Annotated in this window: 18 protein-coding genes; 14 read left to right on the plus strand and 4 right to left on the minus strand. The window is 72.8% G+C overall.

The window, feature by feature from the left end; genetic code table 11:
- Nucleotide 1 precedes the first annotated feature (1 nt).
- Together pruA and AB0912_RS14515 are read left to right on the plus strand one after the other, a co-directional pair.
- Nucleotides 2-1,633 carry an L-glutamate gamma-semialdehyde dehydrogenase gene (gene pruA, locus AB0912_RS14510; protein WP_366699379.1) on the plus strand — a complete coding sequence of 544 codons (1,632 nt, stop codon included), beginning with the start codon at nucleotides 2-4 and terminating at the stop codon, nucleotides 1,631-1,633.
- A 172-nt stretch (nucleotides 1,634-1,805) separates the two neighbouring features.
- Nucleotides 1,806-2,348: a GNAT family N-acetyltransferase gene (locus AB0912_RS14515; protein WP_366699381.1), complete on the plus strand. Its 543-nt coding sequence runs from the start codon at nucleotides 1,806-1,808 to the stop codon at nucleotides 2,346-2,348.
- 49 nt (nucleotides 2,349-2,397) lie between these two features.
- Here AB0912_RS14515 and AB0912_RS14520 read toward each other — a convergent pair whose 3' ends face one another.
- Entirely contained in the window at nucleotides 2,398-3,345 is a 948-nt protein-coding gene (locus AB0912_RS14520; RefSeq protein ID WP_366699383.1) for a LysR family transcriptional regulator, read from the minus strand.
- A 66-nt stretch (nucleotides 3,346-3,411) separates the two neighbouring features.
- Between AB0912_RS14520 and AB0912_RS14525 the strand changes: the two genes are divergently transcribed.
- On the plus strand, nucleotides 3,412-5,028 hold the full coding sequence (locus AB0912_RS14525) for an MFS transporter (RefSeq protein ID WP_366699385.1): 1,617 nt from the start codon (nucleotides 3,412-3,414) through the stop codon (nucleotides 5,026-5,028).
- A gap of 205 nt (nucleotides 5,029-5,233) precedes the next feature.
- The gene (locus AB0912_RS14530) at nucleotides 5,234-5,365 is read left to right on the plus strand and encodes a hypothetical protein (RefSeq protein ID WP_366699387.1); all 132 of its coding nucleotides are present in this window, start codon (nucleotides 5,234-5,236) and stop codon (nucleotides 5,363-5,365) included.
- A 228-nt stretch (nucleotides 5,366-5,593) separates the two neighbouring features.
- Here AB0912_RS14530 and AB0912_RS14535 read toward each other — a convergent pair whose 3' ends face one another.
- Nucleotides 5,594-7,195, minus strand: a complete 1,602-nt coding sequence (locus tag AB0912_RS14535; RefSeq protein WP_366699389.1) for a metallophosphoesterase family protein — start codon at nucleotides 7,193-7,195, stop codon at nucleotides 5,594-5,596.
- Between the two features lie 142 nt (nucleotides 7,196-7,337).
- Between AB0912_RS14535 and AB0912_RS14540 the strand changes: the two genes are divergently transcribed.
- From AB0912_RS14540 to AB0912_RS14550, 3 genes are all read left to right on the plus strand, one after another.
- Nucleotides 7,338-8,381, plus strand: coding sequence for a 3-isopropylmalate dehydrogenase (locus AB0912_RS14540; protein WP_366699391.1), 1,044 nt, complete (start codon nucleotides 7,338-7,340; stop codon nucleotides 8,379-8,381).
- Nucleotides 8,382-8,647: 266 nt separating this feature from the next.
- Nucleotides 8,648-9,736 (plus strand): branched-chain amino acid aminotransferase, encoded by a 1,089-nt coding sequence (locus tag AB0912_RS14545; RefSeq protein WP_366699393.1) that lies wholly within the window; start codon nucleotides 8,648-8,650, stop codon nucleotides 9,734-9,736.
- 335 nt (nucleotides 9,737-10,071) lie between these two features.
- Nucleotides 10,072-11,529, plus strand: a complete 1,458-nt coding sequence (locus AB0912_RS14550; protein ID WP_366699395.1) for an FG-GAP-like repeat-containing protein — start codon at nucleotides 10,072-10,074, stop codon at nucleotides 11,527-11,529.
- 276 nt (nucleotides 11,530-11,805) lie between these two features.
- Here the strand turns inward: AB0912_RS14550 and AB0912_RS14555 are convergent, their stop codons facing one another.
- Complete coding sequence (locus AB0912_RS14555; protein ID WP_366699397.1) at nucleotides 11,806-13,239, minus strand: cytosine permease; 1,434 nt, start codon at nucleotides 13,237-13,239, stop codon at nucleotides 11,806-11,808.
- Between the two features lie 166 nt (nucleotides 13,240-13,405).
- Here AB0912_RS14555 and ureA point away from each other — a divergent pair, with 166 nt between their 5' ends.
- From ureA to cimA, 5 genes are all read left to right on the plus strand, one after another.
- Nucleotides 13,406-14,110: an urease subunit gamma gene (ureA, locus tag AB0912_RS14560; protein ID WP_366699399.1), complete on the plus strand. Its 705-nt coding sequence runs from the start codon at nucleotides 13,406-13,408 to the stop codon at nucleotides 14,108-14,110.
- The gene (locus AB0912_RS14565) at nucleotides 14,107-15,816 is read left to right on the plus strand and encodes an urease subunit alpha (RefSeq protein ID WP_366699401.1); all 1,710 of its coding nucleotides are present in this window, start codon (nucleotides 14,107-14,109) and stop codon (nucleotides 15,814-15,816) included. The genes ureA and AB0912_RS14565 overlap by 4 nt, the downstream gene beginning before the upstream one ends.
- A 24-nt stretch (nucleotides 15,817-15,840) precedes the next feature.
- Nucleotides 15,841-16,878, plus strand: a complete 1,038-nt coding sequence (locus AB0912_RS14570; RefSeq protein WP_366699409.1) for an agmatine deiminase family protein — start codon at nucleotides 15,841-15,843, stop codon at nucleotides 16,876-16,878.
- 15 nt (nucleotides 16,879-16,893) lie between these two features.
- Nucleotides 16,894-17,484: a TetR/AcrR family transcriptional regulator gene (locus AB0912_RS14575; protein ID WP_366699411.1), complete on the plus strand. Its 591-nt coding sequence runs from the start codon at nucleotides 16,894-16,896 to the stop codon at nucleotides 17,482-17,484.
- Nucleotides 17,485-17,962: 478 nt separating this feature from the next.
- Nucleotides 17,963-19,567, plus strand: coding sequence for a citramalate synthase (gene cimA, locus AB0912_RS14580; protein WP_366699414.1), 1,605 nt, complete (start codon nucleotides 17,963-17,965; stop codon nucleotides 19,565-19,567).
- A 54-nt stretch (nucleotides 19,568-19,621) separates the two neighbouring features.
- Here cimA and AB0912_RS14585 read toward each other — a convergent pair whose 3' ends face one another.
- A complete protein-coding gene (locus AB0912_RS14585; protein WP_366699416.1) occupies nucleotides 19,622-21,502 on the minus strand; it encodes a ricin-type beta-trefoil lectin domain protein in 1,881 nt (626 codons plus the stop codon).
- Between the two features lie 258 nt (nucleotides 21,503-21,760).
- Between AB0912_RS14585 and AB0912_RS14590 the strand changes: the two genes are divergently transcribed.
- A complete protein-coding gene (locus tag AB0912_RS14590; protein WP_366699418.1) occupies nucleotides 21,761-24,802 on the plus strand; it encodes a glycoside hydrolase family 3 N-terminal domain-containing protein in 3,042 nt (1,013 codons plus the stop codon).
- A gap of 211 nt (nucleotides 24,803-25,013) precedes the next feature.
- Nucleotides 25,014-26,369: a hypothetical protein gene (locus tag AB0912_RS14595; protein WP_366699421.1), complete on the plus strand. Its 1,356-nt coding sequence runs from the start codon at nucleotides 25,014-25,016 to the stop codon at nucleotides 26,367-26,369.
- Nucleotides 26,370-26,544: the final 175 nt, after the last annotated feature.

Below are 26,544 nucleotides of genomic sequence, written 5' to 3' on the forward strand. Positions count from 1 at the left end.
CATGGACGCTGTGACCCAGGTCCCCGCCCCCGTCAACGAGCCGGTGCACGGCTACGCCCCCGGCTCGCCCGAGCGCGCCCGTCTGGAGGCCAAGCTCAAGGAGCTGGCCGAGAACCCGATCGAGCTGTCGATGACCATCGGCGGCGAGAAGCGGCTCGGCGGCGGTGAGCGCTTCGAGGTCGTGCAGCCGCACAACCACAAGGCCGTCATCGGCACCGGCGCGCACGCCACCGCCCAGGACGCCCAGGACGCGATCGACGCCGCCCTCGCCGCCGCCCCGGCCTGGCGCGCCATGTCCTTCGACGACCGCGCCGCGATCATCCTGCGCGCCGCCGAGCTGCTGGCCGGCCCCTGGCGCGAGACGCTGGCCGCCTCCACCATGCTCGGCCAGTCGAAGACCGCCCAGCAGGCCGAGATCGACACCCCCTGCGAGCTGGTCGACTTCTGGCGCTTCAACGTCAAGTACGCCCGCGACCTGCTGGCCGAGCAGCCCCCGGCCAACTCGCCGGGCGTCTGGAACCGCCTCGACCACCGTCCGCTGGAGGGCTTCGTCTACGCGATCACGCCCTTCAACTTCACGGCCATCGCGGGCAACCTGCCCACCGCTCCGGCGCTCATGGGCAACGTCGTCGTCTGGAAGCCGTCCCCGACGCAGACCCACGCCGCCGTGCTGCTCATGCGGCTCCTGGAGGAGGCCGGCCTGCCCAAGGGCGTCATCAACCTCGTCACCGGTGACGGCGTCGCCGTCTCCGAGGTCGCCCTGGTCCACCGCGACCTCGCGGGCATCCACTTCACCGGCTCGACCAAGACCTTCCAGTACCTGTGGAAGACGGTCGGCAACAACATCGAGAAGTACCGCGCCTACCCGCGTCTCGTCGGCGAGACCGGCGGCAAGGACTTCCTCGTCGCCCACCCCTCGGCCGACCGCGCCGTCCTCAAGACCGCGCTGACCCGCGGTGCCTTCGAGTACCAGGGCCAGAAGTGCTCGGCGACCTCCCGCGCCTACATCCCGGCCTCCATCTGGAACTCCGGCTTCAAGGAGGAGTTCGCGGCCGAGGTCGACTACCTGACCATGGGTGACGTCACCGACCTGTCGAACTTCATGGGCGCGGTCATCGACGAGCGCGCGTTCGCCAAGAACAAGGCGGCCATCGACCGCGCCAAGTCCGACCCGGCCTGCACGATCGTCGCGGGCGGCTCCTACGACGACTCCGTCGGCTACTTCGTGCGCCCGACCGTGGTGGAGTGCTCCGACCCGGAGAACGAGGTCTTCAAGACCGAGTACTTCGGCCCCTTCCTCGCCGTCCACGTCTACGAGGACGACGCGTACGACGCGATGCTGACCCAGATGGAGTCCGCGTCCGACTACGCGCTCACCGGCTCGGTCATCGCGGGTGACCGCGCCGCCGCCGCGTACACGATGGACAAGCTCCGCTACGCCGCCGGCAACTTCTACATCAACGACAAGTCGACCGGCGCCGTCGTCGGCCAGCAGCCCTTCGGCGGCGGCCGGTCCTCCGGCACCAACGACAAGGCCGGCGCCCCGCAGAACCTGATGCGCTGGACGCTGACCCGCGCCATCAAGGAGACGCTGGTCCCGCCGACCGACTACGGCTACCCGCACATGGGCTGACACCCCGTCACCGACTCCGCCCCCGCCCACGGTCTCCCCCGTCCGTGGACGGGGGCGGTTCCATGCCCGGGCGTCGGAACGCGGCGGCACGGGCCGGCTGTGAACCCGGTGCCGTTGTGAACTATGTGGCAAGGGGGGGGCCGACGACCGCCGTCGTGTGAATACTGGCCGCATGGCCATCCGACTGCGGACCGCCCACACCGCGGACCTCGCCCCCGCCGAACTCAGCGCCGCCCGCACCCTCCTGGAGGACGCCTTCGACGGCGACTTCCGCGACGAGGACTGGGACCACGCGCTGGGCGGCCTGCACGTCCTCGTCCACGACGACCAGGGCCTCGCCGGACACGGCTCGGTGATCCAGCGCCGCGTCCTGCACGCCGGACGCTCGCTGCGCGTCGGCTACGTGGAGGCCGTCGGCGTCCGCGCCGACGCGCGCCGTACGGGCCTCGGCGGGCGCGTGATGGCCGAGGTGGAGCGGGTCATCGAGGGCGCCTACCCGCTCGGCGCGCTCTCCGCCAGCGAGGACGGCGCCGCCCTCTACACGGCGCGCGGCTGGCACCTGTGGCCCGGCCGTGTCTGCGCCCTCGCCCCGGACGGCGTGATCCGCCTCCCCGAGGAGGAGGGCACCACCTTCCTGCGCCCCACCCCCGCCCTCGGCACCCTCGACCCGGCGCACGAGCTGGTCTTCGACTGGCGCGACGGCGACGTGCTCTGACCGGCGCGGTCTCCTGGACGAGTGGGTCCCCCGGCGGGGGTGCCGCCGGTCAGGCGGGGCCGAACTCCGCCGCCAGCTGGGCGAAGGACCGCCGCAGCCACCGGTGCGCCGGGTCCGAGTCCAGCCGTACGTGCCACGCCTGCGCCGCCGTCACGCGCGGCAGGTCCAGCGGGATCTCCAGGACGGCGAGCGGCATCGTCCGGGCCGCCTCCGTCGCGACCTCGACCGGGACCAGCGCCAGCGCGTCGGTGCGCAGGGCGAAGAAGCAGGCCGCGCCGTAGGTGGGAGCGGTGGCCAGGACGTCGCGCTTCAGGCCGAGTTCGGCGAGCCGGTCGTCCACCACGCTGCGCGTGCGGCCACGCCGGGTGACGGTGATGTGGGGGAGCGACGCGAAGGACTCCGGCGTCAACGGGCCGCGCGCGAAAGGGGCGTCGGCGCGCGCGACGGCCACGTACCGGTGCACGTGCAGGATGGCGCTGCGCACGTCGTGCGGCAACGGCTCCGGCAACTCGCCCACGTCCAGGTCGACATGGGTGCGCAGGTCCGCCGGGTCCTCGTCGCCCTCCGGAAGCAGCCGCAGCCGTACGCCGGGTGCCTCGCGCGCCGCCAGCTCCAGCAGCGGGGCGCCCAGCGACATGGCGATCCCGTCGTTCGTACGGATCCGGAACTCCCGCTCCAGCGTGGCGAGTTCGACGTCCCGGGGCGGGTGCAGCGCGGCCACCGCCGCGGCGAGCGCCGCCTGTACCCCGGGCCGCATCGCGTGCGCCGCCGGGGTCAGGGTCAGACCCCGGCCGGACGGGACGAGAAGCGGATCGCCGACCACCCGGCGCAGCCGGCCCAGGGTGCGGCTCATCGCCGAGGGGGACACGCGCAGCTCGGCCGCCGCGCCCGCCACGCTGCCCGCCCGCAGCAGGGCGTCGAGCGCCGGGAGCAGGTTCATGTCCGGGAGGGGCGCCCGCTCGTCGGACGGAGGGGGCGCCGATCGCGATTGCTGCATGAGACGCAAGGCTAAGTGAAGCAATCGGACCTTGTGTGCAGCAATGGGCGCCCCGAGTCTGGACCCATGATGAATTCGCGTCAGCGCGGCACCGCGCTCCTGGTCGCGGGCTGCTTCTTCATGGAGATGCTGGACGGCACGATCGTGTCGACCGCCGCTCCCCGGATAGCGGGCGACCTGCACACCACCCCCGCCTCGGTCGGCCTGATCATCACGGCCTACCTCGTCACCCTCGCCGTCCTCGTCCCCCTCTCCGGCTGGCTCACCGCCCGCTTCGGCCCGCGCCGGGTCTTCCTCGCCGCGATCACCGTGTTCACCCTCGCCTCCCTCGGCTGCGCCGTGGCCCCGGGTCTCGGCGTCCTCGTGGCGACCCGGGTCCTCCAGGGCGCGGGCGGCGCGATGATGGTGCCGGTCGGCCGGCTCGTCGTCGTCTCCGGCATCGCCAAGCAGGACCTGCCGCGCGCCGTCGCCTACATCGTGTGGCCGGGCCTCGCCGCCCCGGTCGTCGCGCCGCTGCTCGGCGGAGTGATCACGACGTATGCCTCCTGGCACTGGATCTTCCTGCTGAACGTGCCGCTCGGGGTCGTCGCCCTGCTCGTCGCCCGCCGGCTCATCGCGCCCGGCACACCCGGCGGCGCGCCGCCGCTCGACGTGCCCGGCATGCTGCTCGCCGGCACCGGTCTCGCCGCCCTGACCTGGACCGCGCACCTCGTCGCCGAGACCGGCGCCGGTCCGGCCGGGGCCGCGGTGAGCGGCGCCGTGGCGGTCGTGGCCCTCGCGGCGGCCGTACGGCATCTGCTGCGCGCCCCGCGTCCGCTGGTCAACCTGCGCACCCTGGACGTGCCCTCCTTCCGGGTGGCGGCGCTCGACGGCGCCGTGAGCATGGCCGTCGTCTCCGCCGTCCCCTTCCTGCTGCCCCTGCTCTTCCAGGAGGTGTTCGGCTGGAGCGCGGTGAAGTCGGGCGCCGTGGTGCTGTTCGTGTTCGCCGGCAACATCGGCGTCAAGCCGGCCACCACCTATCTGATCAACCGGTTCGGGTTCCGGCCGCTGCTGCTCGTCTCCACCCTCGGCCTCGCGGTCACCACGGCGGCCTGCGCCCTGTTCACCGCCGCGACACCCGTCGCGGTCATCGCCGTCGTGGCGGCGGCCGGCGGTGTCGTCCGTTCGGTCGGGCTGAGCGGCTACGCGACCATCGCGTTCAGCGAGACCGGCGAGGAGCGGATGCGGGACGCCAACGCCCTCTTCGCGACCTCGCACCAACTGGCCGCCGGACTCGGCGTCGCCGTCGCCACCGTGGCGCTGCGCGGGGGAGCGGCCCTGACGGGCGGCGGCCGGCCGGCGTACGCCGTCGCCTTCGGGTTGCTCGGCGCGCTGTGCCTGCTGCCGGCCGCGGGCGCCCTGCGGCTGCACCCCTCGGCGGGGGACGCGGCACGCACACTCGCTCCCCGGACCGCGGCGGACACGGGCGCTCCCGGCGTGGCACGTGAGGCCGCTCCTGGCGTGGGGCGTGAGGCCGCTCCCGGCGAAGCGCGCGAGGCCGCTTCCGAAGCCGCGCCCGGGGCCGCGCCCGGCGAGGCGCGCGAGGCCGCTTCCGGAGCCGCTCCCGGCGAGGCGTCAACTGTCGTCCCTGGTGGGAGCGGTGTGACGCGGTCCACCGTCTCAGATAGTAGGAAGTCCGAGTAATTGTAGAGACAGAAGCCCGGTCCTCGCCTAGCTTGGTAGGAGCCGAACGTTTTCGCTCGACCCAGCGAATGGCGGTCGTGAGCCGGAGCCCCTGGCAGGCAACCCCTGCGGCACCGCTCCCCGCCCCTTCCGGCGTCTCGTAAAGACCTCACCGCTCTTCCGGCCGCCCCCGCGCGGGCGACGGAAGGTAAGGAGTCGCATCATCATGGCCGAGACGACCGTCCGCCGAGTCCGTCACCACTCCCGTTCGAGCAGCGAGTCCGACCGCAAGAACGCCGCCGCCGCGCTCCAGCGCTCCCTCGACCGCAGGGACAACGGCGGCGAGACGGGCCACTGAGGCCCGCCGCCCCTCGAACCCTCGAACCCGCGAACCCCTTCAGACCGGGAGCCGCCCGCGAAGGTGCGGCGCGAGGCCCACGCCCCGTGCCGCACCTCGGTCACGTCCTGCGCCGCGCCCCGCTCACGTCCTGCGCCGCGCCCCGGTCACGTTCTGCGCCACCCCCCGGTGTTCCATGCCGTGTGCCGCCCCGGCCGCCGGTGATGGGTGCCCCGCGCCCGCCCTGGCTCAACTGCCGCGCCGCACCACGAAGTGGTCGATCCGCTCGCCGTTCTGCGCCAGCGCCGACACCGTGAGCCGTGGCGCGGGACCGGCCTCCGCCTCCACCGAGAGGAAGGAGTAGCCGGTGTACCGCACCCGCGACCACTCGACCGTGTCCGGCTTCCGCTTCCCCGACTTCGTCCAGTGGAAGGTCTCCACGGACTCGCGGTCCAGCACCCTCCGCTCGTAGCTGTCCTTCACCCCGATGGGGAACCGGTACAGGCTCTTGCCCGCCCCGCCCGCCGTGACGTACACGATGCCGTCGCGGGTCGGGTCGGTCGTCGCGCCCACCGGCACCGCCCGGCCCACCGCGCCGCCCTTGATCGCGTCCGTCCGCTCGTACACGTGGTTGTGACCGTTGATCACGAGGTCCACCTGGTGCCGGGCGAACAGCGGCAGCCAGGCGTCGCGCACCCCGCCGTCGGAGGCGTGCGTCGACGTCGAGTACGCGCAGTGGTGGAAGAAGACCACGACGAAGTCGACCTGCCCGCGCAGCTCCTTGAGGCGCCGGTCGAGCCACGCGGTCTGCCGGCCGCCCGAGTAGCCCAGGTTGGCGGGGATCTCGTACGACACGTCGTTGGCGTCCAGCGCGACCACGCCGACGTTGCCGTAGGCGAACGAGTAGACGCCCGGCGCCCGTTTGGCGTCGAAGCCGTTGTCGGGGAGCGACCAGCGCGCCGACTGGCCGCCGTAGCCGTTCGGCGAGTACCAGGCCTCCATGTCGTGGTTGCCGGTCGTCACCATCCACGGCACCGAGCGCGCCACCGTCTCGGTCTGCTTCAGGAACAGGTCCCAGGCGGCCGGGTCGTAGATGTCCGACCGCTCGCCGTGGCCGATCCCGTCCGCGTAGCAGATGTCGCCCGCGTGCAGGTGGAACGCCGGGCCCCGGCCGAGCAGCACCTTGTCGTTGGCGAGCGCGTCCGGGGTGACCCCCTGGTCGCCGAAGGCGGTGAACACGAACTTCTCCGGCCGGGCCGGCGCCGTACGGAAGTGGCCGAGCGTCGCGTGACGCGCCTTGCCCGCCGGATCGAAGCCCTCGTGGCCGACGCCGTAGTAGTACGTCGTCCCCGGGCGCAGCCCGTCGAGCGCCGCGTGCAGGTAGTACTGGTCCAGCGCGAGCCGCTGCCCGGCCACGCCCGGGGTGTGCAGGTCGCGGACCTCGGCCTCGATGCGCCGGCTCAGCGACCAGGGCGTCAGGCCCACCCGGACGAACGGCTTGCGGACGGCGGAGGGGACCTGCCAGGAGATCCGCATCTGGGTCCTCGGGTCCGCGCCGAAGGCGAGATGGCGGCCGAACGGCGTGACGGCCGAGCCCGGCACCCGGCCGGTGGCCGGACGCGCCGCCGGTCCGGCCGCCCCCGGGCGGCTCCTGGGACCGGAACCCGCGCAGCCGGCCAGCAGCCCGCCGCCCGCGAAAGCGCTCGCCGACACCAGCGCCCGGCGCCGGGTCAGCTTCGCGCGCAGGTACTCGTACTGCTCCGCCATGCTCATGCTGTCCGCGAGCTGGCGCGGGATGCCGACGTCGGGGACGGGGGGCTCGGGGGGAGTCACCCGGGAAGGAGCGGTCATGTCTGGAAAGTTCCCAGCGCGCGCCAACAGCCGTCATACATACGGGTGAACACCGGTCGAAGGGTGGGCGTGCTCCGGGACTCGACTGTCCGGATGGCGGACATCGTGTGTCATCCCATGGGACAAGGAGTACGGTGCCGTCATGTCTCGCAGCATCGATCTCGCAGTGATCCCCGGTGACGGCATCGGCCAGGAAGTCGTGGCCCAGGGCCTCAAAGTCCTCTCCGCCGTCCTCCCGCAGGACGTGAAGCTGGAGACCAAGGACTTCGACTTCGGCGCCCGGCGCTACCACGCCACCGGTGAGACCCTCACCGACGCCGACCTCGAAGCGCTGAAGAAGCACGACGCCATCCTGCTCGGCGCGATCGGCGACCCCTCGGTCCCGTCCGGCGTCCTGGAGCGCGGCTTCCTGCTCAAGCTCCGCTTCGCCTTCGACCACCACGTGAACCTGCGTCCCTCGAAGCTGCTGCCGGGCGTGCAGACCCCGCTCGCCGGGCAGCCCGAGATCGACTTCGTCGTGGTCCGCGAGGGCACCGAGGGCCCGTACACCGGCAACGGCGGCACCATCCGCAAGGGCACCCCGCACGAGGTCGCCACCGAGGTCTCCGTCAACACCGCCTTCGGTGTCGAGCGGGTCGTCCGCGACGCCTTCGCCCGCGCCCAGGCCCGCCCCCGCAAGAAGCTCACGCTGGTCCACAAGAACAACGTGCTGACCTTCGCGGGCCACCTGTGGACGAACATCTTCAACCAGGTGGCCACGGAGTTCCCCGAGGTCACCACCGACTACATCCACGTCGACGCGGCGACGATCTACCTCGTCACCGACCCGGCCCGCTTCGACGTGATCGTCACCGACAACCTCTTCGGCGACATCATCACCGACCTCGCCGCGGCCGTCTCCGGCGGCATCGGCGTCGCCGCCTCGGGCAACATCAACCCGAGCGGCGAGTTCCCCTCGATGTTCGAGCCCGTGCACGGCTCGGCGCCCGACATCGCGGGCCAGGGCAAGGCCGACCCCAGCGCCACCGTCCTGTCCGTCGCCCTCCTGCTGCGCCACCTCGGCTACGAGACCGAGGCCGCCCGCATCGAGGACGCCGTCGCCGCCGACCTCGCCGAGCGCGTCGGCAAGCCGGCCCGCAGCACCGAGGAGATCGGCGACGCGCTGGCCGTACGCGTAGCCGGCTGACCCGCCGCACCGCCTACGTCACGTAGCAGCCGCCGGGTCGCATCCGCACCCGGCGGCTTTGCCCTGCCCTCGCCGGGTGCCACCATCAATCCCTGGGCCTCCCCGGGCCGCCATATCCGCCGTTTTCCCCCGCGGTCCTCCGCTGGGCGATAATCGAACGCGGAGCCGCGGAATGAGGGAATGCTCGGACGTCCTACCACTGGCCACTGGCAGTGCGGGCGTGAGCGCGGCCCGTCACATCCACACCGGTGAAGGACAAACCACTCATGACGCAGCCCACGATCGAGCTCAAGCCGTCCGCCGGCCCGCTCTCCGCCGCCGAGCGCGAGGCGATCCTGGCCAACCCGGGGTTCGGCCGCCACTTCACCGACCACATGGTGACGATCAAGTGGACGGAGGGCCGCGGCTGGCACGACGGGCAGCTCGTTCCCTACGGACCGCTCTCGCTCGACCCGGCGAACATGACCCTGCACTACGCGCAGGAGATCTTCGAGGGACTCAAGGCCTACCGCCAGCCCGACGGCTCCGTCGCCACGTTCCGCCCCGACAAGAACGCCCGCCGCTTCCAGGCCTCCGCCCGCCGGCTCGGCATGCCGGAGCTGCCGGTGGAGACCTTCATCGAGGCCTGTGACGTGCTGGTCCAGCAGGACCGCGACTGGGTCCCGGCGCACGGCGGCGAGGAGTCCCTCTACCTGCGCCCGTTCATGATCGCGACCGAGGTGGGCCTCGGCGTGAAGCCGGCCAACGAGTACCTCTTCCTCGTCATCGCCTCGCCCGCCGGCGCCTACTTCGCGGGCGGCGTGAAGCCCGTGTCCATCTGGCTCTCCGAGGACCGCGTCCGCGCCGTCCCCGGCGGCATGGGCGACGCGAAGACCGGCGGCAACTACGCGGCCTCGCTGCTCGCGCAGGCCGAGGCCGCCGCCAAGGGCTGCGACCAGGTCTGCTACCTCGACGCCGTCGAGCACAAGTGGATCGAGGAACTGGGCGGCATGAACCTGTACTTCGTGTACGGGGACCGGATCGTCACCCCCGCCCTCACCGGGTCGATCCTGGAGGGCGTCACCCGCGACTCCCTGCTGACCGTCGCCCGGGACCTCGGCTACACCGCCGAGGAGGGCCGCCTCTCCATCGACCAGTGGCAGACCGACGCCGAGAACGGCAGCCTCACCGAGGTCTTCGCCTGCGGCACCGCCGCCGTCATCACCCCGGTCGGCACGGTCAAGCGCGCCGGCGCCGAGTGGAAGCAGTCGGGCGGCGAGCCCGGCCCGGTCACCCTCAAGCTCCGCGAGGCCCTGCTCGACATCCAGCGCGGCGTCACCGAGGACACCCACGGCTGGATGCACCGCCTGGGCTGACCCCGCCGGCCCGGCCCCGTCCGGGCCGCCCGCGTCGGCCCCGAGTCCCCGCCAAGTCCCCGCGCGAGCGGACGACCGGGCGGGGACAGGCGTTTTCCGGCCCTCGCCCGGCCACCGGCGTTTCCCGGTCCTCGCCCGGCCACCGGCCCTCGCCCGGCCACCGGCCCTCGCCCGGCCACCGGAGCCGTCCGGTCACCGGGGCCCTCCGGCCCCCGCGCCGCCCCCTCCGCCGCGGACCCGGCGTCTTCCCGGCCGTCCCTCCATCCCCGTACAACCCTTCAGGCACATCGAAGGTCAACAACTCCGTGCCGTACGCATGTTCTGGAGGGAAACCCATGTCCCAGTACCGTCGTCATCGCTCCCGGCGTTCCGTCGCCCTGGCCGCCGGCGCCGTCGCGGCCGCCCTGGCGGGCGGTCTGCTGATCGCCCTGCCCGGCGCCGCGAGCGCCGCCCCCTCGGGCCTCGGGGACGACTTCAACGGCGACGGCTACCGGGATCTGGCGACCGGCGCCCCGGGCGCCGTCGCGGGCGGCAAGGCGAAGGCGGGCGCCGTGGTCGTCTCCTACGGCTCGGCGAGCGGCATCAGCGCCGCCCGGCACAAGACCACCTCGCAGAGTTCCTCCGGTGTGCCGGGCGCCTCGGAGACCTCCGACCGCTTCGGCACCGCACTCGCGCACGGCGACCTCAACCGCGACGGCTACGGCGATCTCGTGGTCGGCACCCCCCAGGAGGACGTCAGCGGCGACGTCGACGGCGGCTCCGTCACGATCCTGTGGGGCGGCGCCTCCGGGCTGTCGGGCGGAACGACGGTCAGCGACCCGAATCCCGCGGGCCACGACCGGTTCGGCCAGTCGCTCGCCGTCGGCGACTTCACCGGTGACGGCAAGGCCGATCTGGCGGTCGGTTCCACCGGCAAGGACGTGTGGATCTTCAAGGGCGGCTTCACCAAGTCAGGCGGCGCGGCCGGGAAGCTGCGCCTGGACGCGCGGATCGAGTCCGGCGCGTACCCGAAGGGCGCCGTCCGGCTCGCCGCGGGGGACTTCGACGGCGACGGGGCGGACGACGTGGTGGTGGGCTCCTCCGCCGGGAACTTCGTCTACCGGGGCGGCCCGGCCGGCCCGGTGTTCCAGACCGAGGCGGGCGGGGGGTACGCGGGGGCGCTCACGGCGGGCGACTTCGACCGCGACGGGCACGACGACCTGGTCGTCGGCACCGACTCTGTCCCCGTTCTGGACCCGACGGCGAAGGGCGGCTACGTCACCGTGTTCTACGGCGGTGCGGCGGGCGTCGACCCGGCGCGCACGGCCGTCTTCACCCAGGACACCCCGGGCGTGCCGGGAACGGACGAGTCCGACGACTCGTTCGGCGGCGCGCTCGCGGCGGGTGACGTCGACGGGGACCGCTACCCGGACCTCGCCGTCGGCGCGGCCTTCGAGAGCATCGGCTCCGCCACGCACGCGGGCAACGTCTGGGTGCTGCGCGGCGGCGCCTCCGGCCTGAAGGCGACCGGCGCCCAGTCCTTCAACCAGGGCACCGCGGGCGTCCCGGGCGCCAACGAGTCGTCGGACCTGTTCGGCGACGCCCTCCACCTCGCCGACCACGACAAGGACGGCCGGGCCGACCTGTCGGTGGGCGCGGGCGGCGAGAACAGCGACGACGGCGCCGTGTGGGTGCTGCGCGGTGCCGCCGGTGGCATCACGGCCACCGGCTCGGTGAGCTTCGGCGCGTCCTCCGTCGGCATCGGGAAGTCGGGCGACGACCCCATGTTCGGGGACGTCATGTCGGGCTCCTAGGGCGTGTCGTTTGGATCATGTGGCGGGTCGCGGGGCAGGGCACGCACTCCCCCAAGCTCTTCGAGCAGGGGGTACCCCCAGCGGCGTTGTCGTCGGTTGCCGACGCTCCGCGTCGTCGCCCTCCTCCGCCTTGCAGCTGCACGCACCCTGCCCCGCTCGGCCCAGCCGACAAGGCGCCGCACTCCGGCGCCACCTGATCCAAACGACACACCCTAGGTCCCGTCGTCGAATCCCCGTCGTTCGCCCGGCGGGCAGGCGGGGATTCGACGACAGGGCCTAGGCTCCGCTCTCCGCCGTGGCGAGTTCCTCCGCCGCGGTCGCGGGGGCCTGTGCCTGGCGGGCGGTGAGGGCGACATAGAGGAGGCCGCCCACCAGGCCCGACAGCAGGAAGCTGCAGTCCACCCCGCCGGTCAGCTTCAGCAGCGGGCCCTCGTACGAGGGGAGGGAGACCGCGAGCAGACCGGCGCAGGCGCCGACCGCCCAGGCCGCGGTGGCCTGCACGCTCCAGCCGGCCCGGTACCAGTAGACGCCGCCCTTCGAGCGCCGGTTGAAGACCTGGAGGGCGTCCGGGTCGTAGACACCCCGGCAGCGCGCGAAGCCGATCAGGGTGATGACCGCCCACGGGGTGCCGATCGCGGTGAGCAGCAGGACGAACGAGGTCATCGCGGACTGCGCGTTCCAGGCGTAGTGGCCGACGAAGACGCAGAGCATGGCGACGACGGCGACCGAGCAGGTGGCGCGGGCGCGGGAGGCGCGGGGCAGGATCGCGTCCAGGTCGAGGCCCATCGAGTAGAGCATCAGACCGGCGTTGCCGACCGAGCCGGCGGAGGCGGCCAGCAGCAGCGGCACCAGGTACCAGCCGGGGGAGGCGGCGACCAGCGGGCCCGCGTAGTCGAGCGCCGCGTGGGCCGCGTACGCCGTGAAGGTGCCGAAGAGCTGGGGGACCAGCAGGCCGGCAATCAGGCCGATCCAGGTGGCGTGCAGGACGGTGCGCGAGGAGTGGCGCTCGGGGGAGATGTAGCGGGTGTAGTCGCCGAGCAGCGTGATGAACGCGATCGGGCCCGACAGCCCCGCCGCCACCGCGGCCAGCAGCCAGGTGGGCCAGAACGAGCCGAGCAGATAGCCGCCGGTCTCCGGGATCGCGGCGGTGGTGAAGTGCGGGGCGTACGCGATCACGCCGACCACCAGCAGCGCGGTCATGCCGATCGCGAGGGCGCGGGACATGGTGAGCAGCACCCGGTAGCCGTAGACCGCGCCGGCGACGGTGGCCGCGGCGAGCACGACGTACACGACGGCGTACGCGGCGCCGCTCGGCGCGAGGCCGAAGAGCCGGCCGAGGACGCTCACCATCACGTCGCCGCCGATCCACACGGTCAGGGCGGTGTAGCCGAGGGCGAGGAGCAGTCCGACGACCGAGCCGACGAGCCGGCCCCGGACGCCGAACTGGGCGCCGGAGGAGGTGGAGAGGTTGGTGCCGGTGCGCAGCGAGACCAGGGCGAGCGGCGCGGTGAGCGCGGTGCCGACCACGGTGCCTGCCACGATCGAGCTGACCGAGGACCACCAGTCGAGCCCGAAGGAGGGCGGCAGCCAGCCGAAGATGATCACGCCGAGGCAGAGGTTGGAGCCGAGCAGGATCGACTTGAGGTCGCCAGGTCCGCTGGTGCGTTCCTCGTCGGGGATCGTGTCGACTCCGCGCTGTTCAATCGGCATGGCTGGTCTCCTTCGACGGCCGCCCGGGGCTGGTACCGCTCGCTTCACAAAGTTAGAGCGACGTTCAATGTGTCGTCTGGAACGCTCACCCGTCAATGTTTCCCTTCCATGAAATCCGCGTTTAGAGTGATGCTCTAAATGGAGGAAGGCGAGGAGGTGTCCTGGCGTGCGACTGACCCCCACGGAGCGTGACCGGCTGCTGCTGTTCTCGGCCGCCGAACTGGCCCGCGCCCGCAAGGCCCGCGGACTGCGGCTCAACGTGCCCGAGGCCACCGCGCTGATCGCGGACACCGTCTGCGAGAAGGCCCGCGACGGCGCCCGGCTGGCCGAGGCGATCGAGGCGGCCCGGTCCGTCCTCGGCCCCGACGACGTGCTGCCCGGCGTCGCCGACGTGGTCACCGAGGTGCACGTCGAGGCCGTCTTCGACGACGGCTCCCGGCTCGCGGTCGTCACCGGCCCCATCGGCGGCGGACTCGGCGAGGACGCCCCCGGCGCGCTGCTCCCGGCGCCCGCGCACACCGAGCCCCCGGCGGCGGTGCGGCTGACGGTCACCAACACCGCGGCCGTGCCCGTCTCCGTCACCTCCCACTTCCACTTCTTCGAGGCCAACCCCCGGCTCGACTTCGACCGCGCCGCCGCCTACGGCATGCGGCTCGCCGTCCCCGCCGGGTCCTCCGTCCGCTTCGGCCCCGGCGAGAGCGCCGAGGTCGGTCTCGTGCCGGTCGGCGGCGCCCGCGTCGCGATCGGCTTCGCCGGTCTGGTCGACGGCCCCCTCGACGCGCCCGGAGCGAAGGAAGAGGCCTTGCGCCGGGCCGCCGCCTGCGGCTACCTCGGCGTACCGGACACCCGCGAGAAGGAGGCCGGGCGATGAGCCGCCCCGGAGGACACCCCGCCGAGGCCCGCCGCCTCACCCCCCACGAGTACGCCGCCACGCACGGCCCCCGGGCCGGCGACCGGATCCGGCTCGGCGACTCCGGGCTGACCGTCCGCGTCGAGTCCGACGCCCAGCTCCCCGGCGACGAGTTCCTCGCCGGCTTCGGCAAGACCGCCCGCGACGGACTGCACCTGAAGGCCGCCGCCGTCCGCGACACCTGCGACGTCGTCATCAGCAACGTGGTGGTGATCGACGCCGCGCAGGGCGTCCGCAAGGTGTCCATCGGCATCCGCGAGGGCCGGATCTGCTCGATCGGCCGGGCCGGCAACCCCGACACCCTCGACGGCGTCGACGTGGTGGTCGGCACCGGCACCTCCATCGTCTCCGGCGAGGGACTCATCGCCACCGCCGGAGCCGTCGACACCCACGTGCACCTGCTCTCGCCGCGCATCATGGAGGCCTCGCTCGCCTCCGGCGTCACCACCGTCATCGGCCAGGAGTTCGGCCCCGTGTGGGGCGTCGGCGTCAACTCGCCCTGGGCGCTGCGCCACGCCTTCGGCGCCTTCGACGCCTGGCCCGTCAACATCGGCTTCCTCGGCCGGGGTTCGTCCTCCGACGGCGCCCCGCTGGTCGAGGCGCTCGCCGAGGGCGGCGCCTCCGGCTTCAAGGTCCACGAGGACATGGGCGCCCACACCCGCGCCCTGGACACCGCGCTGCGCGTCGCCGAGGAACACGACGTCCAGGTGGCCCTGCACAGCGACGGGCTGAACGAGTGCCTGTCCGTCGAGGACACCCTGAAGGTGCTGGACGGACGCACCATCCACGCCTTCCACATCGAGGGCTGCGGCGGCGGACACGTGCCCAACGTGCTGAAGATGGCGGGCGTCCCGAACGTCATCGGGTCCTCCACCAACCCGACCTTGCCCTTCGGCCGGGACGCGGTCGCCGAGCACTACGGCATGATCGTCTCCGTCCACGACCTGAAGACCGACCTGCCCGGCGACGCCGCCATGGCCCGCGACCGCATCCGCGCCGGGACGATGGGCGCCGAGGACGTGCTGCACGACCTGGGCGCGATCGGCATCACCTCCTCCGACGCCCAGGGCATGGGCCGGGCCGGCGAGACCGTCCGCCGCACCTTCGCCATGGCCGGCAAGATGAAGGCCCAGTTCGGGGCGCCCGAGGACCACGACAACGAACGCGTCCTGCGCTACATGGCCAAGCTGACCATCAACCCGGCCATCGCCCACGGCCTGGCCCACGAGGTCGGCTCCATCGAGACCGGCAAGCTCGCCGACATCGTGCTGTGGCGCCCCGAGTACTTCGGCGCCAAACCGCAGCTCGTCCTGAAGTCGGGCTTCCCCGCCTACGGTGTCGTCGGCGACCCCAACGCCGCCACCGACACCTGCGAACCCCTCGTCCTCGGGCCGCAGTTCGGCGCGCACGGCGCCACCCCCGCCGAGATCTCCGTGGCGTTCGTCGCACAGGCCGCGCTCGACCAGGGCCACGACACCATGCCGACCCGCCGCCGCCGCGTCGCCGTCCGCGGCACCCGCGGCATCGGCCCCGCCGACCTGCGCCTCAACTCCCGTACCGGAGCGGTCGATGTCGACCAGCGCACCGGCCTGGTCACCCTCGACGGTGACCCGCTGCGCTCCGAGCCCGCCGACTCGGTCTCCCTCAACCGCCTGTACTTCCTGTAACCGACCCCGCCACTAAGGAACACCATGTCTGCTGCCGCCGACGGCTTCCGTATGCCAGCCGAGTGGACCCCGCACGAGCGCACCTGGATGGCGTGGCCGGGCCCCAACCCCACCTTCGACAACCCCGAGGACCTCGCCGACTCGCGCGCCGCCTGGGCGGCCGTCGCCCGCGCCGTCCGCCGCTTCGAACCGGTCACCGTCGTCTGCGGCCCCGGCCAGTCCGAGGCCGCCGCCGCCCTCCTCGGCCCCGGTGTCGACACCGTCGAGCGGGAACTCGACGACGCCTGGATGCGCGACATCGGCCCCACCTTCCTCACCAACGGACAGGGCGAACTCGCCGCCGTCGACTGGACGTTCAACGGCTGGGGCGCCCAGGACTGGGCCCGCTGGGAGCACGACAGCCTGATCGGCGCCCAGGTCGCCGAACTGGCCGGCGCCAAGACGTACGCCTCCCGGCTCGTCAACGAGGGCGGCGCCATCCACGTCGACGGCGAGGGCACCGTGCTGCTCACCGAGACCGTGCAGCTCGGCCCCGAGCGCAACCCCGGCTGGAGCCGCGCGGAGGTCGAGGCGGAGATCCACGCCCAGCTCGGCACCCGCAAGGCGATCTGGCTGCCGCGCGGCCTGACCGGCGACTACCCCCCGCACGGCTTCGGCACCCTCGGCCACGTCGACATCGTCGCCGCCTTCGCCCGGCCGGGCGTGATCGTCGCGCACTCCCAGCAGGACCCGGCCCACCCCGACCACGAGGTCAGCCGGGAGGTCATCGGGCTCCTCAGGGGCCAGACCGACGCGCGGGGCCGCGCCATCGAGGTCGTCGAGGTGCCCGCCCCGACCGTCCTGGAGGCCGACGGGCACTGGGCCGACTACTCGTATATCAACCACTACCTCTGCAACGGCGGCGTCGTCCTGTGCGGCTTCGACGACCCGCGCGACGAGATCGCCGCGGGCGTCTTCCGCCGTCTCTTCCCGGAGCGGACGGTGACCCTGGTCGACGCACGTACGATCTTCGCGGGCGGCGGTGGCATCCACTGCATCACCCAGCAGCAGCCGAAGGTCTGAACACGGGAGTCACGGATGGCCGGTGCGCGCAGGAACGCGCCGCCGCGCGAGGAGGTCCTCGCCGCCGCCATGGAGATGATCGCCGATCGCGGTCTGGAGAAGCTCACCATGGCGGCGCTCGGCCGCGAGGTCGGCATGAGCAGCGGCCATCTCCTCTACTACTTCCGCACCAAGGACGAGCTGCTGCTGCGCACCCTGGAGTGGAGCGAGGGCCGGCTCGGCGCCGAGCGCGGCCGGCTGCTCGCCGCCCGCGGCACCGCCCGCGAGCGGCTCGACGCCTATGTCGACCTGTACGTCCCCGACGGCCACCGCGACCCGCACTGGACGCTCTGGCTGGAGGTCTGGAACCGCTCGCAGAACGCCGCCGAGGAGGCCCGGGACCGGCAGGTCGCCATCGAGGGCGCCTGGCACCGGGACCTGGTCGCGCTGCTCGCCGAGGGCATCTCGCGCGGCGAGTTCCGCGCCGTCGACCCGGACCGCTTCGCCGCCCGGCTGCGCGCCCTGCTCGACGGCTTCTCCATCCACGTGGCGATCGGCCTGCGCGGCACCGACCGCGAGCGGGTGCTCTCCCATGTGCGCGAGTTCCTCGACGAGTCACTGGGCTGACCCGCCCCGCGGCCCCGGAGCGCCCACCTCGCCAGGCCCGGAGCGCCCGCCTCGCCAGGCCCGGAGCCCCCGCCTCGCCAGGCCCGGAGCGCCCACCCCGCCAGGCCCGGCGCTCCCGCCCCGCCAAGCCCCGGAGCGCCCGCCTCCGCCGGACCCCGGGGCGCCCGCGCCGTCCGGAAGGGTGCTCGCATCCTGAGACACCCCGTGAGCGGGCCCGTGCTCTGTGCCAGACTGCCCCCGTGCTCTCGTTCGCCACGATTATTGGCAGCAGGCGCGCCGGTCCGCAGTGACCGCCTTGTACGACCAGGTACGGGCGGACACCGTCGTTCTCGACCCGCGCGCAGACCTCTCGCACCCGCGAGGGGTTTTTCGCTTTTCTGGCCCACCTTCAGCCGGGAGCGCCGCGCGCGGGATCATTGGGGGACGGTGGAGCCGGTCATTCCGGTAGACCGAGATTCAACACAGGAGCCTTGAGACCATGACGGAAACCAGCGAGCTGGACGACGCGTTCCACGTCTTCGACACGACACTGCGCGACGGCGCGCAGCGCGAGGGCATCAACCTCACCGTGGCGGACAAGCTGGCCATCGCACGGCACCTGGACGACTTCGGGGTCGGCTTCATCGAGGGCGGCTGGCCCGGCGCCAACCCCCGCGACACGGAGTTCTTCGCCCGCGCCCGGCAGGAGATCGACTTCCGGCACGCCCAGCTCGTGGCCTTCGGCGCGACCCGCCGGGCAGGCGGCAAGGCCTCCGAGGACCCGCAGGTCAAGGCACTCCTGGACTCCGGCGCCCCGGTGATCACCCTGGTCGCCAAGTCCCACGACCGGCACGTCGAGCTGGCGCTGCGCACCACCCTGGAAGAGAACCTGGAGATGGTCCGCGACACCGTCGCCCACCTGCGCTCCCAGGGCCGCCGCGTCTTCGTCGACTGCGAGCACTTCTTCGACGGCTACCGCGCGAACCCCGGCTACGCCAAGGCCGTCGTCCGCGCGGCGGCCGAGGCCGGCGCCGACGTCGTGGTCCTGTGCGACACCAACGGCGGGATGCTCCCCGCACAGGTCCAGGCCGTCGTCGCCACCGTCCTCGCCGACACCGGCGCCCGGCTCGGCATCCACGCCCAGGACGACACGGGCTGCGCCGTCGCCAACACCCTGGCCGCCGTCGACGCGGGCGCCACCCACGTCCAGTGCACGGCCAACGGCTACGGCGAGCGGGTCGGCAACTCCAACCTGTTCCCCGTCGTCGCCGCCCTGGAGCTGAAGTACGGCAAGAAGGTGCTGCCCGAGGGCGCCCTGCGGGAGATGACCCGGATCTCGCACGCCATCGCCGAGGTCGTCAACCTGACCCCCTCCACCCACCAGCCGTACGTGGGAGTCTCGGCCTTCGCCCACAAGGCGGGCCTGCACGCCTCCGCGATCAAGGTCGACCCCGACCTCTACCAGCACATCGACCCCGAGCAGGTCGGCAACACCATGCGGATGCTGGTCTCCGACATGGCGGGCCGCGCCTCCATCGAGCTGAAGGGCAAGGAACTCGGCGTCGACATCAGCGGAGACCGCGAACTGGTCGCCCGCGTCGTCGCCCGCGTCAAGGAGCGCGAACTGGAGGGCTACACGTACGAGGCGGCCGACGCCAGCTTCGAACTCCTGCTGCGCGCCGAGGCCGAGGGCCGGGCCCGCTCCTACTTCCAGGTCGAGTCCTGGCGCGCCATCGTCGAGGACCGCCCCGACGGCACCCACGCCAACGAGGCCACGGTCAAGCTCTTCGCGAAGGGCGAGCGCATCGTCGCCACCGCCGAGGGCAACGGCCCGGTCAACGCCCTCGACCGCGCCCTGCGGGTGGCCCTGGAGACGATCTACCCCCAGCTCGCCAAGCTGGAGCTGGTCGACTACAAGGTCCGCATCCTGGAGGGCAAGCACGGCACGTCCTCCACCACCCGCGTCCTGATCGCCACCTCCGACGGCACGGGGGAGTGGTCCACCGTCGGCGTGGCCGAGAACGTCATCGCCGCGTCCTGGCAGGCACTGGAGGACGCCTACACCTACGGCCTGCTGCGGGCCGGGGTGGAACCGGCGGCCTGACCGGCGAAGCGCCGGAGGAGCCCTCGCCCCTCCGGCGCTCATCCCTGTGGGGGGCTACTGGAGACGCCACTTCTGGTTGGCGGCGCCCGTGCAGGACCAGATCTGCGCCCGGGCCCCGTTCGCCGAGGAGTTGTCCGTCACGTCGAGGCACTTGCCCGCCGCCGTGTTCACCACGTCACCGGTCGAGGCGTTGTACGTCCAGCGCTGGGCGCCCGAGCCGTTGCAGTCGTAGAGCTGGACCTTCGCGCCGTTCGCCGTGGAGGCCGAGGTGACGTCGAGGCACTTGCCGAGCGAGCGCACCGAGCCGTCCGCCTGCACGCTCCAGGACTGGGCGGCCGTGCCGTTGCAGTCGTAGAGCTGCACCGCGCTCCCGTTGGCGCTCGAACCTCCCGCCACGTCAAGGCACTTGCCGGCCAGACCGACGAACGCGCCCGACTGCGCGCCCCCGCCCGACTGCGTGCCCGACCAGGTGAACGTCGCCGACGTCTTGCCCGGCAGCGAGTAAGTGGCGTGCTGGGAGCCCCAGTTGATCGTGACGGTCTTCGCGGCCGAGCCGTCGTTGTAGGCGATCAGGGCCTTGGAGCCGTCCGGGTTGCGCCAGGCGACGTTCGGGACCGCCGAGGACGCGGTGGAGGCGATCCGCTGCGCGCCGGGCCGGACGAACTTCGTCAGATGGCCCATCGTGTAGTACTCGACCGTGTAGTCGACGCTGCCGCTCGCCCCGTCGCCGTTGTGCACGGTGACCAGACCGGTGCAGGTGCCGCAACCGCCGTTGTGCGGGCCCATGTTCTGGTCCACGGCCAGCGACCACTTGGTCACCGACTTCGCCCAGTTGCGGGTGTAGTCGACGATGTTGAGCATGTCCTCGCGCTGCTGGTTGGCGATCCAGGTGCCGCCGGAGTGCTCGGTGCCGAAGGCGTCGAGGCCCGGGTACTGGTTGTGCACGCTCGTCTGCTTGGACACGTCACCGCCGTACCCGTGCCAGGCGATCCCGCCGAAGTTCGGGTGCGAGCGGACCGCCGCGTCGTCCACGGTCTGCGCCGCGTAGGAGTCGTAGACGTCCCAGTTCCAGTCGTGCGCCAGCACCTTGGTGGACAGCCCGGCCGCCTGGAGCTTGGGCAGCAGCTCGCTCTTGGTGAAGTAGGCGAGCCCCGAGGCGTTCCAGCTCATCGAGGGGTACCCCGAGCAGCAGGTCGGCTCGTTCTGCGCGGTGACGTAGGAGACGGGGACACCCTGGTCACGGTAGGCCTGGAGGTACTTCACGAAGTACGAGGCGTACGCGCCGTAGTCCTCGGCTTTCAGCCAGCCGCCGTTGAGCGACCCGCTGTCCTTCATCCAGGCCGGCGCCGTCCACGGCGAGGCCATCACGGTGAGGGACGGGTTGAGCTGGAGCGCCTGCCGGGTCAGCGGCACCACGTCGGCCAGGTCGTGCGCGATGGAGAACCTGGCCAGGTCCGGGTCGCTCTGCCCGGCCGGCACGTCGTCGTAGCTGTAGCCGAACCGGGCCAGGTCGGAGGCGCCCATCGGGTTGCGCAGGAAGGACAGGCCGATCCCGTCCGTCGGCGAGAAGAGCTTGCGCATGGTCGCGTCCCGGGTGCTCTGCGACAGCGCCCCGCTGCTGTTCATCAGCCAGGCCGCCGTGTCCGTGAACGAGGCGCCGCCACCGGTGAACGTCTGGTACCGGGTGTTCTCGTCGACGGTGATGTTCTCGCCGGAGCCGCCGCTGCCGGACTGGAAGGCGAAGGGTGCCTGGGCCTGGAGGCCGCGGACCACGTGCCGACCGCCGGAGTCGTCCGTGGTCGTCAGCCAGGCAGTGACCTGTTCGCCCGCGGCGTGCGCCGTGACCGGGGTGGCCGCCGTGAATCCCGCGGTGGTGAGCAGCCCGGCGACGATCAGCCGGACCGCCCGGGTGGACCTCCTGATGGATCTCCGCATGAGCGCCGCCCTTCTGGAGTGGGGGGTTGGGGAGGCGTGCGAGGCGTGAGTAAATGACGGCTTCCGACCCGCGTCAAGGGGTCGCGCGTTCACATTCTGAACGGACAACTCCCCTGATCCGGCCGGGACGTGAGTGTGTACCGGTTCTGACGTGAAGCCTTGACGGGTCTCCGGGACGTCAGTTAACTCACGCCGTGATCTAAGTCGTGAGAAGCCTGATCCACGCCGTGAGACGAACGTGAGAGTCGAGGGGAACCCATGACAGGGCTCGATCGGAACTCCGTACGAAGAACCGCACTGCTGGCCGGCGCCGCGCTGATCGCGGGACTGCTCCCGCTCGCGTCCGCGGGGACGGCCTCGGCCGCCGACCCCGATCCCGTCCCGGTCGACCGCTTCGAGGGCGAGGTGCCCTTCGCGAACCAGCCCGCCGAAGGCATCTTCACCTGGGGCGGCGACGCCGACGACCCGCCCCGGCTCGCCCTGACCGCGCGGTCCGACGCGCCCGAGGGCGACAAGGTCCTCACCGGCGAGTACGACATCAGCGGCTACGGCGGCTTCACCCACGACTACGCCGCCGACCGGCCGGGCCACGACTGGTCGGCGCACAAGGGCATCCGCTTCTGGTGGGACGGCCGCGACAACGGCCGGAAGATCGCCTTCGAGATCAAGGACGGCGGCGCGGGCGGCGAGGCCTCCGAGCTGTGGACGACCTCCTTCACGGACGACTTCACCGGCTGGAAACAGATCGAGATCCCCTTCACCGACTTCACCTATCGCACGGACTACCAGCCCGTCGGCGGCATCGACCAGGTGCTCGGACTGACCGACATGTGGGGCTACGCCGTCACCCTCCCGGTCGGCTCCCCGGGCGAGTTCGCCATGGACCACGTCGAGCTGTACGGCAAGGCCGACCAGTCCCTGCGCGCCTCCGTCACCACCGACTCCGCGGTCTACCCGGTGAAGGAGGGCGGCACGGCGAACGTGCGGGTCTCCGTCGCCACCACCGGGTCCGCCCCGCTCGACGAGCCCGTGACCGTCGCCTACGAGAGCACCGGCGGCACCGCCGAGTCCGGCAAGGACTACACCCCGGTCAAGGGGGAGTTCACCTTCCCCGCGGGCACGGCCTCCGGCGCGAGCCGCACGGTCCGCGTCCCCACCCTGCGCGACCGCTCCGCCGAACCGGCCGAGACGATCCCGCTCAAGCTCACGGTGACCGGCGCCAAGGCCCCCGCCGAGACCCCGCAGGTCGTCATCGACGCCCACGGACTGCCGTACCTGGACGCGAAGCTCCCCGTGAAGAAGCGGGTCGCCGACCTCCTCTCCCGGATGTCGCTCGCGGAGAAGGCCGGGCAGATGACCCAGGCGGAGCGCGGCGCGATCGGCGCGGGCGGTGACATCGCCGCGTACGACCTCGGCTCGCTGCTCTCCGGCGGCGGCTCCACCCCGACCCCCAACACCCCCGCCGCCTGGGCCAGGATGATCGACGGCTACCAGCTCCGGGCGCAGGCCACCCGCTTCCAGATCCCGCTGATCTACGGCGTGGACGCGGTGCACGGCCACAACAACCTGGCCGGCGCGACGGTCATGCCGCACAACATCGGCATCGGCGCCACCCGCGACCCCGCGCTCGCCGAGCGGACCGGCGCCGTCACCGCCGCCGAGGTCCGCGCCACCGGCGTCCCCTGGGACTTCGCGCCCTGCCTGTGCGTGACCCGCGACGAACGCTGGGGCCGCTCGTACGAGTCCTTCGGTGAGGACCCGGCCCTCGTCGAGTCCATGGAGACCGTCGTCCAGGGCCTCCAGGGCGACCGCGCCGGCAAGGACCTGAAGCGCGGCGACAAGGTCCTCGCCACCGCCAAGCACTTCGTCGGCGACGGCGGCACCGCCTACGGCTCCTCCACCACCGGCGGTTACACCGTCGACCAGGGCGTCACCAAGGTCAGCCGCCAGGAGCTGGAGGCCGTCCACCTCGCCCCGTTCCAGGAAGCGGTGGACCGCGGCGTCGGCACCGTCATGCCCTCGTACTCCTCGCTCGACATCCTCGGCGACGGCCTGGGCCCGGTGAAGATGCACGCCCGCGCCGACATGATCAACGGCGTGCTCAAGGACCGGATGGGCTTCGACGGCTTCGTCATCAGCGACTGGAACGCCATCGACCAGCTCCCCGGCGACTACGCCGCGCACGTCCGCACCTCGGTCAACGCCGGCGTCGACATGATGATGGTCCCCTACGGCTACAAGGAGTTCAGCGGGACGCTGATCGACGAGGCGAAGGCCGGCCGGGTCACCGAGCGGCGGATCGACGACGCGGTCGCCCGCATCCTCATCCAGAAGTTCCGCCTCGGCCTCTTCGAGAAGCCGTACGCGGACACCAGCGGCGCCTCCGCCATCGGCTCCACGGCCCACCGGGCGGTGGCCCGGCAGGCGGCGGCCGAGTCCCAGGTCCTGCTGAAGAACGCCGGCTCGGTCCTGCCGCTCAAGAAGTCCCAGAAGGTGTACGTCGCCGGGTCCAACGCCGACGACATCGGCAACCAGACCGGCGGCTGGACCATCACCTGGCAGGGCTCGTCCGGCGACATCACCCCGGGCACGACGATCCTCCAGGGCATGCGCAAGGCGGGCGGAAACGTCACCTACTCCCAGGACGCCTCGGCCCCGACCGCCGGATACGACGTCGGCGTGGTCGTCGTCGGCGAGACCCCGTACGCCGAGGGCGTCGGAGACGTCGGCAACGGCAACGACCTGGAGCTGACCGCCGCCGACAAGGCGGCCGTCGACAAGGTGTGCGCGGCCATGAAGTGCGCCGTGCTCATCGTCTCCGGCCGCCCGCAGCTCATCGGCGACCGCCTCGGCGACATCGACGCGCTCGTCGCCTCCTGGCTGCCGGGCACGGAGGGCGACGGCGTCGCGGACGTCCTCTACGGCAAGCGCGCCTTCACCGGACAGCTCCCGGTCACCTGGCCGAAGTCCGAGTCCCAGCTCCCGATCAACGTCGGTGACACGTCCTACGACCCGCAGTTCCCGTACGGCTGGGGCCTGACGACGCTCACCGGCGTGCCCGGCGGCGGCACCGCCACCCTCAAGGCGCTCGCCCTGGCCGCCTCGGTGGCGGAACGCGCCGGCGCCCACACGGTCGCCCGCGCGGCCGTGACCAAGGCCCGGCTGCTGGTCCAGCAGAAGATCGGCACGGCGGTCACCGCCGCCTTCGCCAAGCCCTTCGCGGACGCCGACCATCTGCTCCTGACCCGGCACTACGCGGCCGCGGTGGCCAAGCTGACGGAGGCCTACCGCGCCGGCTGACACCGGACGCGAAAGCGCCTGCCGGGGCGGCTGCTCAGCCCCGGCCGGCGCTTGCGGCCGTCCCGCGCTTTTCCGGCGGCGGGATCGGCGGAGAGGGCGGGGGAGAGCCGGTCGCCCGCCCGGTGCCCGGGTTCATGTGGAGCGCCGGTGCCCGCTTTCCCGCCGCCGGCCCGGTGCCCGGTTTCGCGGGGATTCAGGTAGCTTCGAAGATATGAGGGCCGCACGCACCCGAGGAATCCCGGGCCTGTTGGTCGCACTGGTATTCGCGGCCCTGGCCCTGCTGTCGTTCGCGCCCGGCGCGCAGGCGGCCACCAGCGTCTCCACCGTCGCCGCGGCGCTGCGCGAAAGCCCGGTCTACGTGGACCCGGCCGCCGCCGACCAGCTCTCCGCCGCGCAGGCCTCCGCGCTGGCCGAGAGGATCGAGAAGGCCGACAAGCCCGTCTTCGTCGCGGTGCTCCCCGCCGACTACCCCACCGAGGACCTCTTCCAGAAGCTGCGCACCGCCACCGGCGTCACCGGCCTGTACGCCATCCGGCTCGGCGACCGCTTCGACGCCCGCGCCGACTCCGCGGTGATGTCCCGCACCGCCGTGCGCAACCTCGTCACCAGCGTCCAGGGCGAGCGCGACGCGAACACCCAGCTCGGCGAGTTCACGGCAAGCGCGCTCGCCAACATCCGGGGCTCGGCGCCCTCGGGCTGGAGCGGTGGCGGGGACGGCGGCGGAGTCTCGGCGGGCGCGCTGATCACGGTCGGCGCGGTCGTGGTGGCGGGCGGCGCGGGCGCCTACACCGTCGCGCGGCGCAGCAGGCACCGCCGCGAGGAGGAGCAGCGGGCCGCGCTCGAACGGCTCCGCGTGGTCGTGGACGAGGACATCACCGCCTTCGGCGAGGAACTCGACCGGCTCGATTTCCACCCCGCCGAGGCGGGCGCCGACGACACCATGCGCGCGGACTACGAACGCGCCCTGGACGCCTACGAACAGGCCAAGTCCGCGATGGCCGCCGCCCGGCGCCCGGAGGACGTGCGGGCCGTGACCCAGGCACTGGAGGACGGCCGCTTCTCGCTCGCCGTGCTCGCCGCCCGCCGCGAGGGCCGGCCGCTCCCCGAGCGCCGGGCCCCCTGCTTCTTCGACCCCCGGCACGGCCCCTCGGTCGCCGACGCCGCCTGGACTCCCGCCGGGGGCACCCCGCGCGAGGTCCCGGTCTGCGCGGCGGACCAGGCCCGCCTCGCCGACGGCCTGGACCCGGCGGTCCGCGAGGTGGACACGGACCGGGGCCGCCGCCCGTACTGGGACGCGGGCCCGGCGTACGGCCCCTGGGCGGGCGGCTACTTCGGCGGCGGCCTGCTGCCCGGCCTGCTCGTCGGCACCGTCCTCGGCAACCTGATGGCCGGTCCCGCCTACGGGGCCGGATACGGCTCGGGCTACGGGGACTTCGGCGGCGGAGGGTACGGCGGCGGCGACGTCTCCGGAGCGGACTTCGACCCGGGCGACTTCGGCGGCGGCTTCGGCGGTGGCGGCGGGGACTTCGGGGGCGGCGGCGGAGGCGACTTCGGCGGAGGCTTCTGACCCACCGGGCCACCGGGACCGTCGGGACAGGCGGGGACGACCGGGACAGGCGGGACCACCGGGACAGGCGGCGACCACCGGGACCGTCGAAACCGTCAGAGCCGGCGGGACTGGCAAGACCGGCAGGGCACGGCGCCCGGCGAAGGCCCGGAACGCCGAAGCGCCCGCCCTCCGC

The sequence above is a fragment of the Streptomyces sp. NPDC007084 genome, assembly GCF_040703595.1.
Taxonomy (GTDB): Bacteria; Actinomycetota; Actinomycetes; order Streptomycetales; family Streptomycetaceae; genus Streptomyces.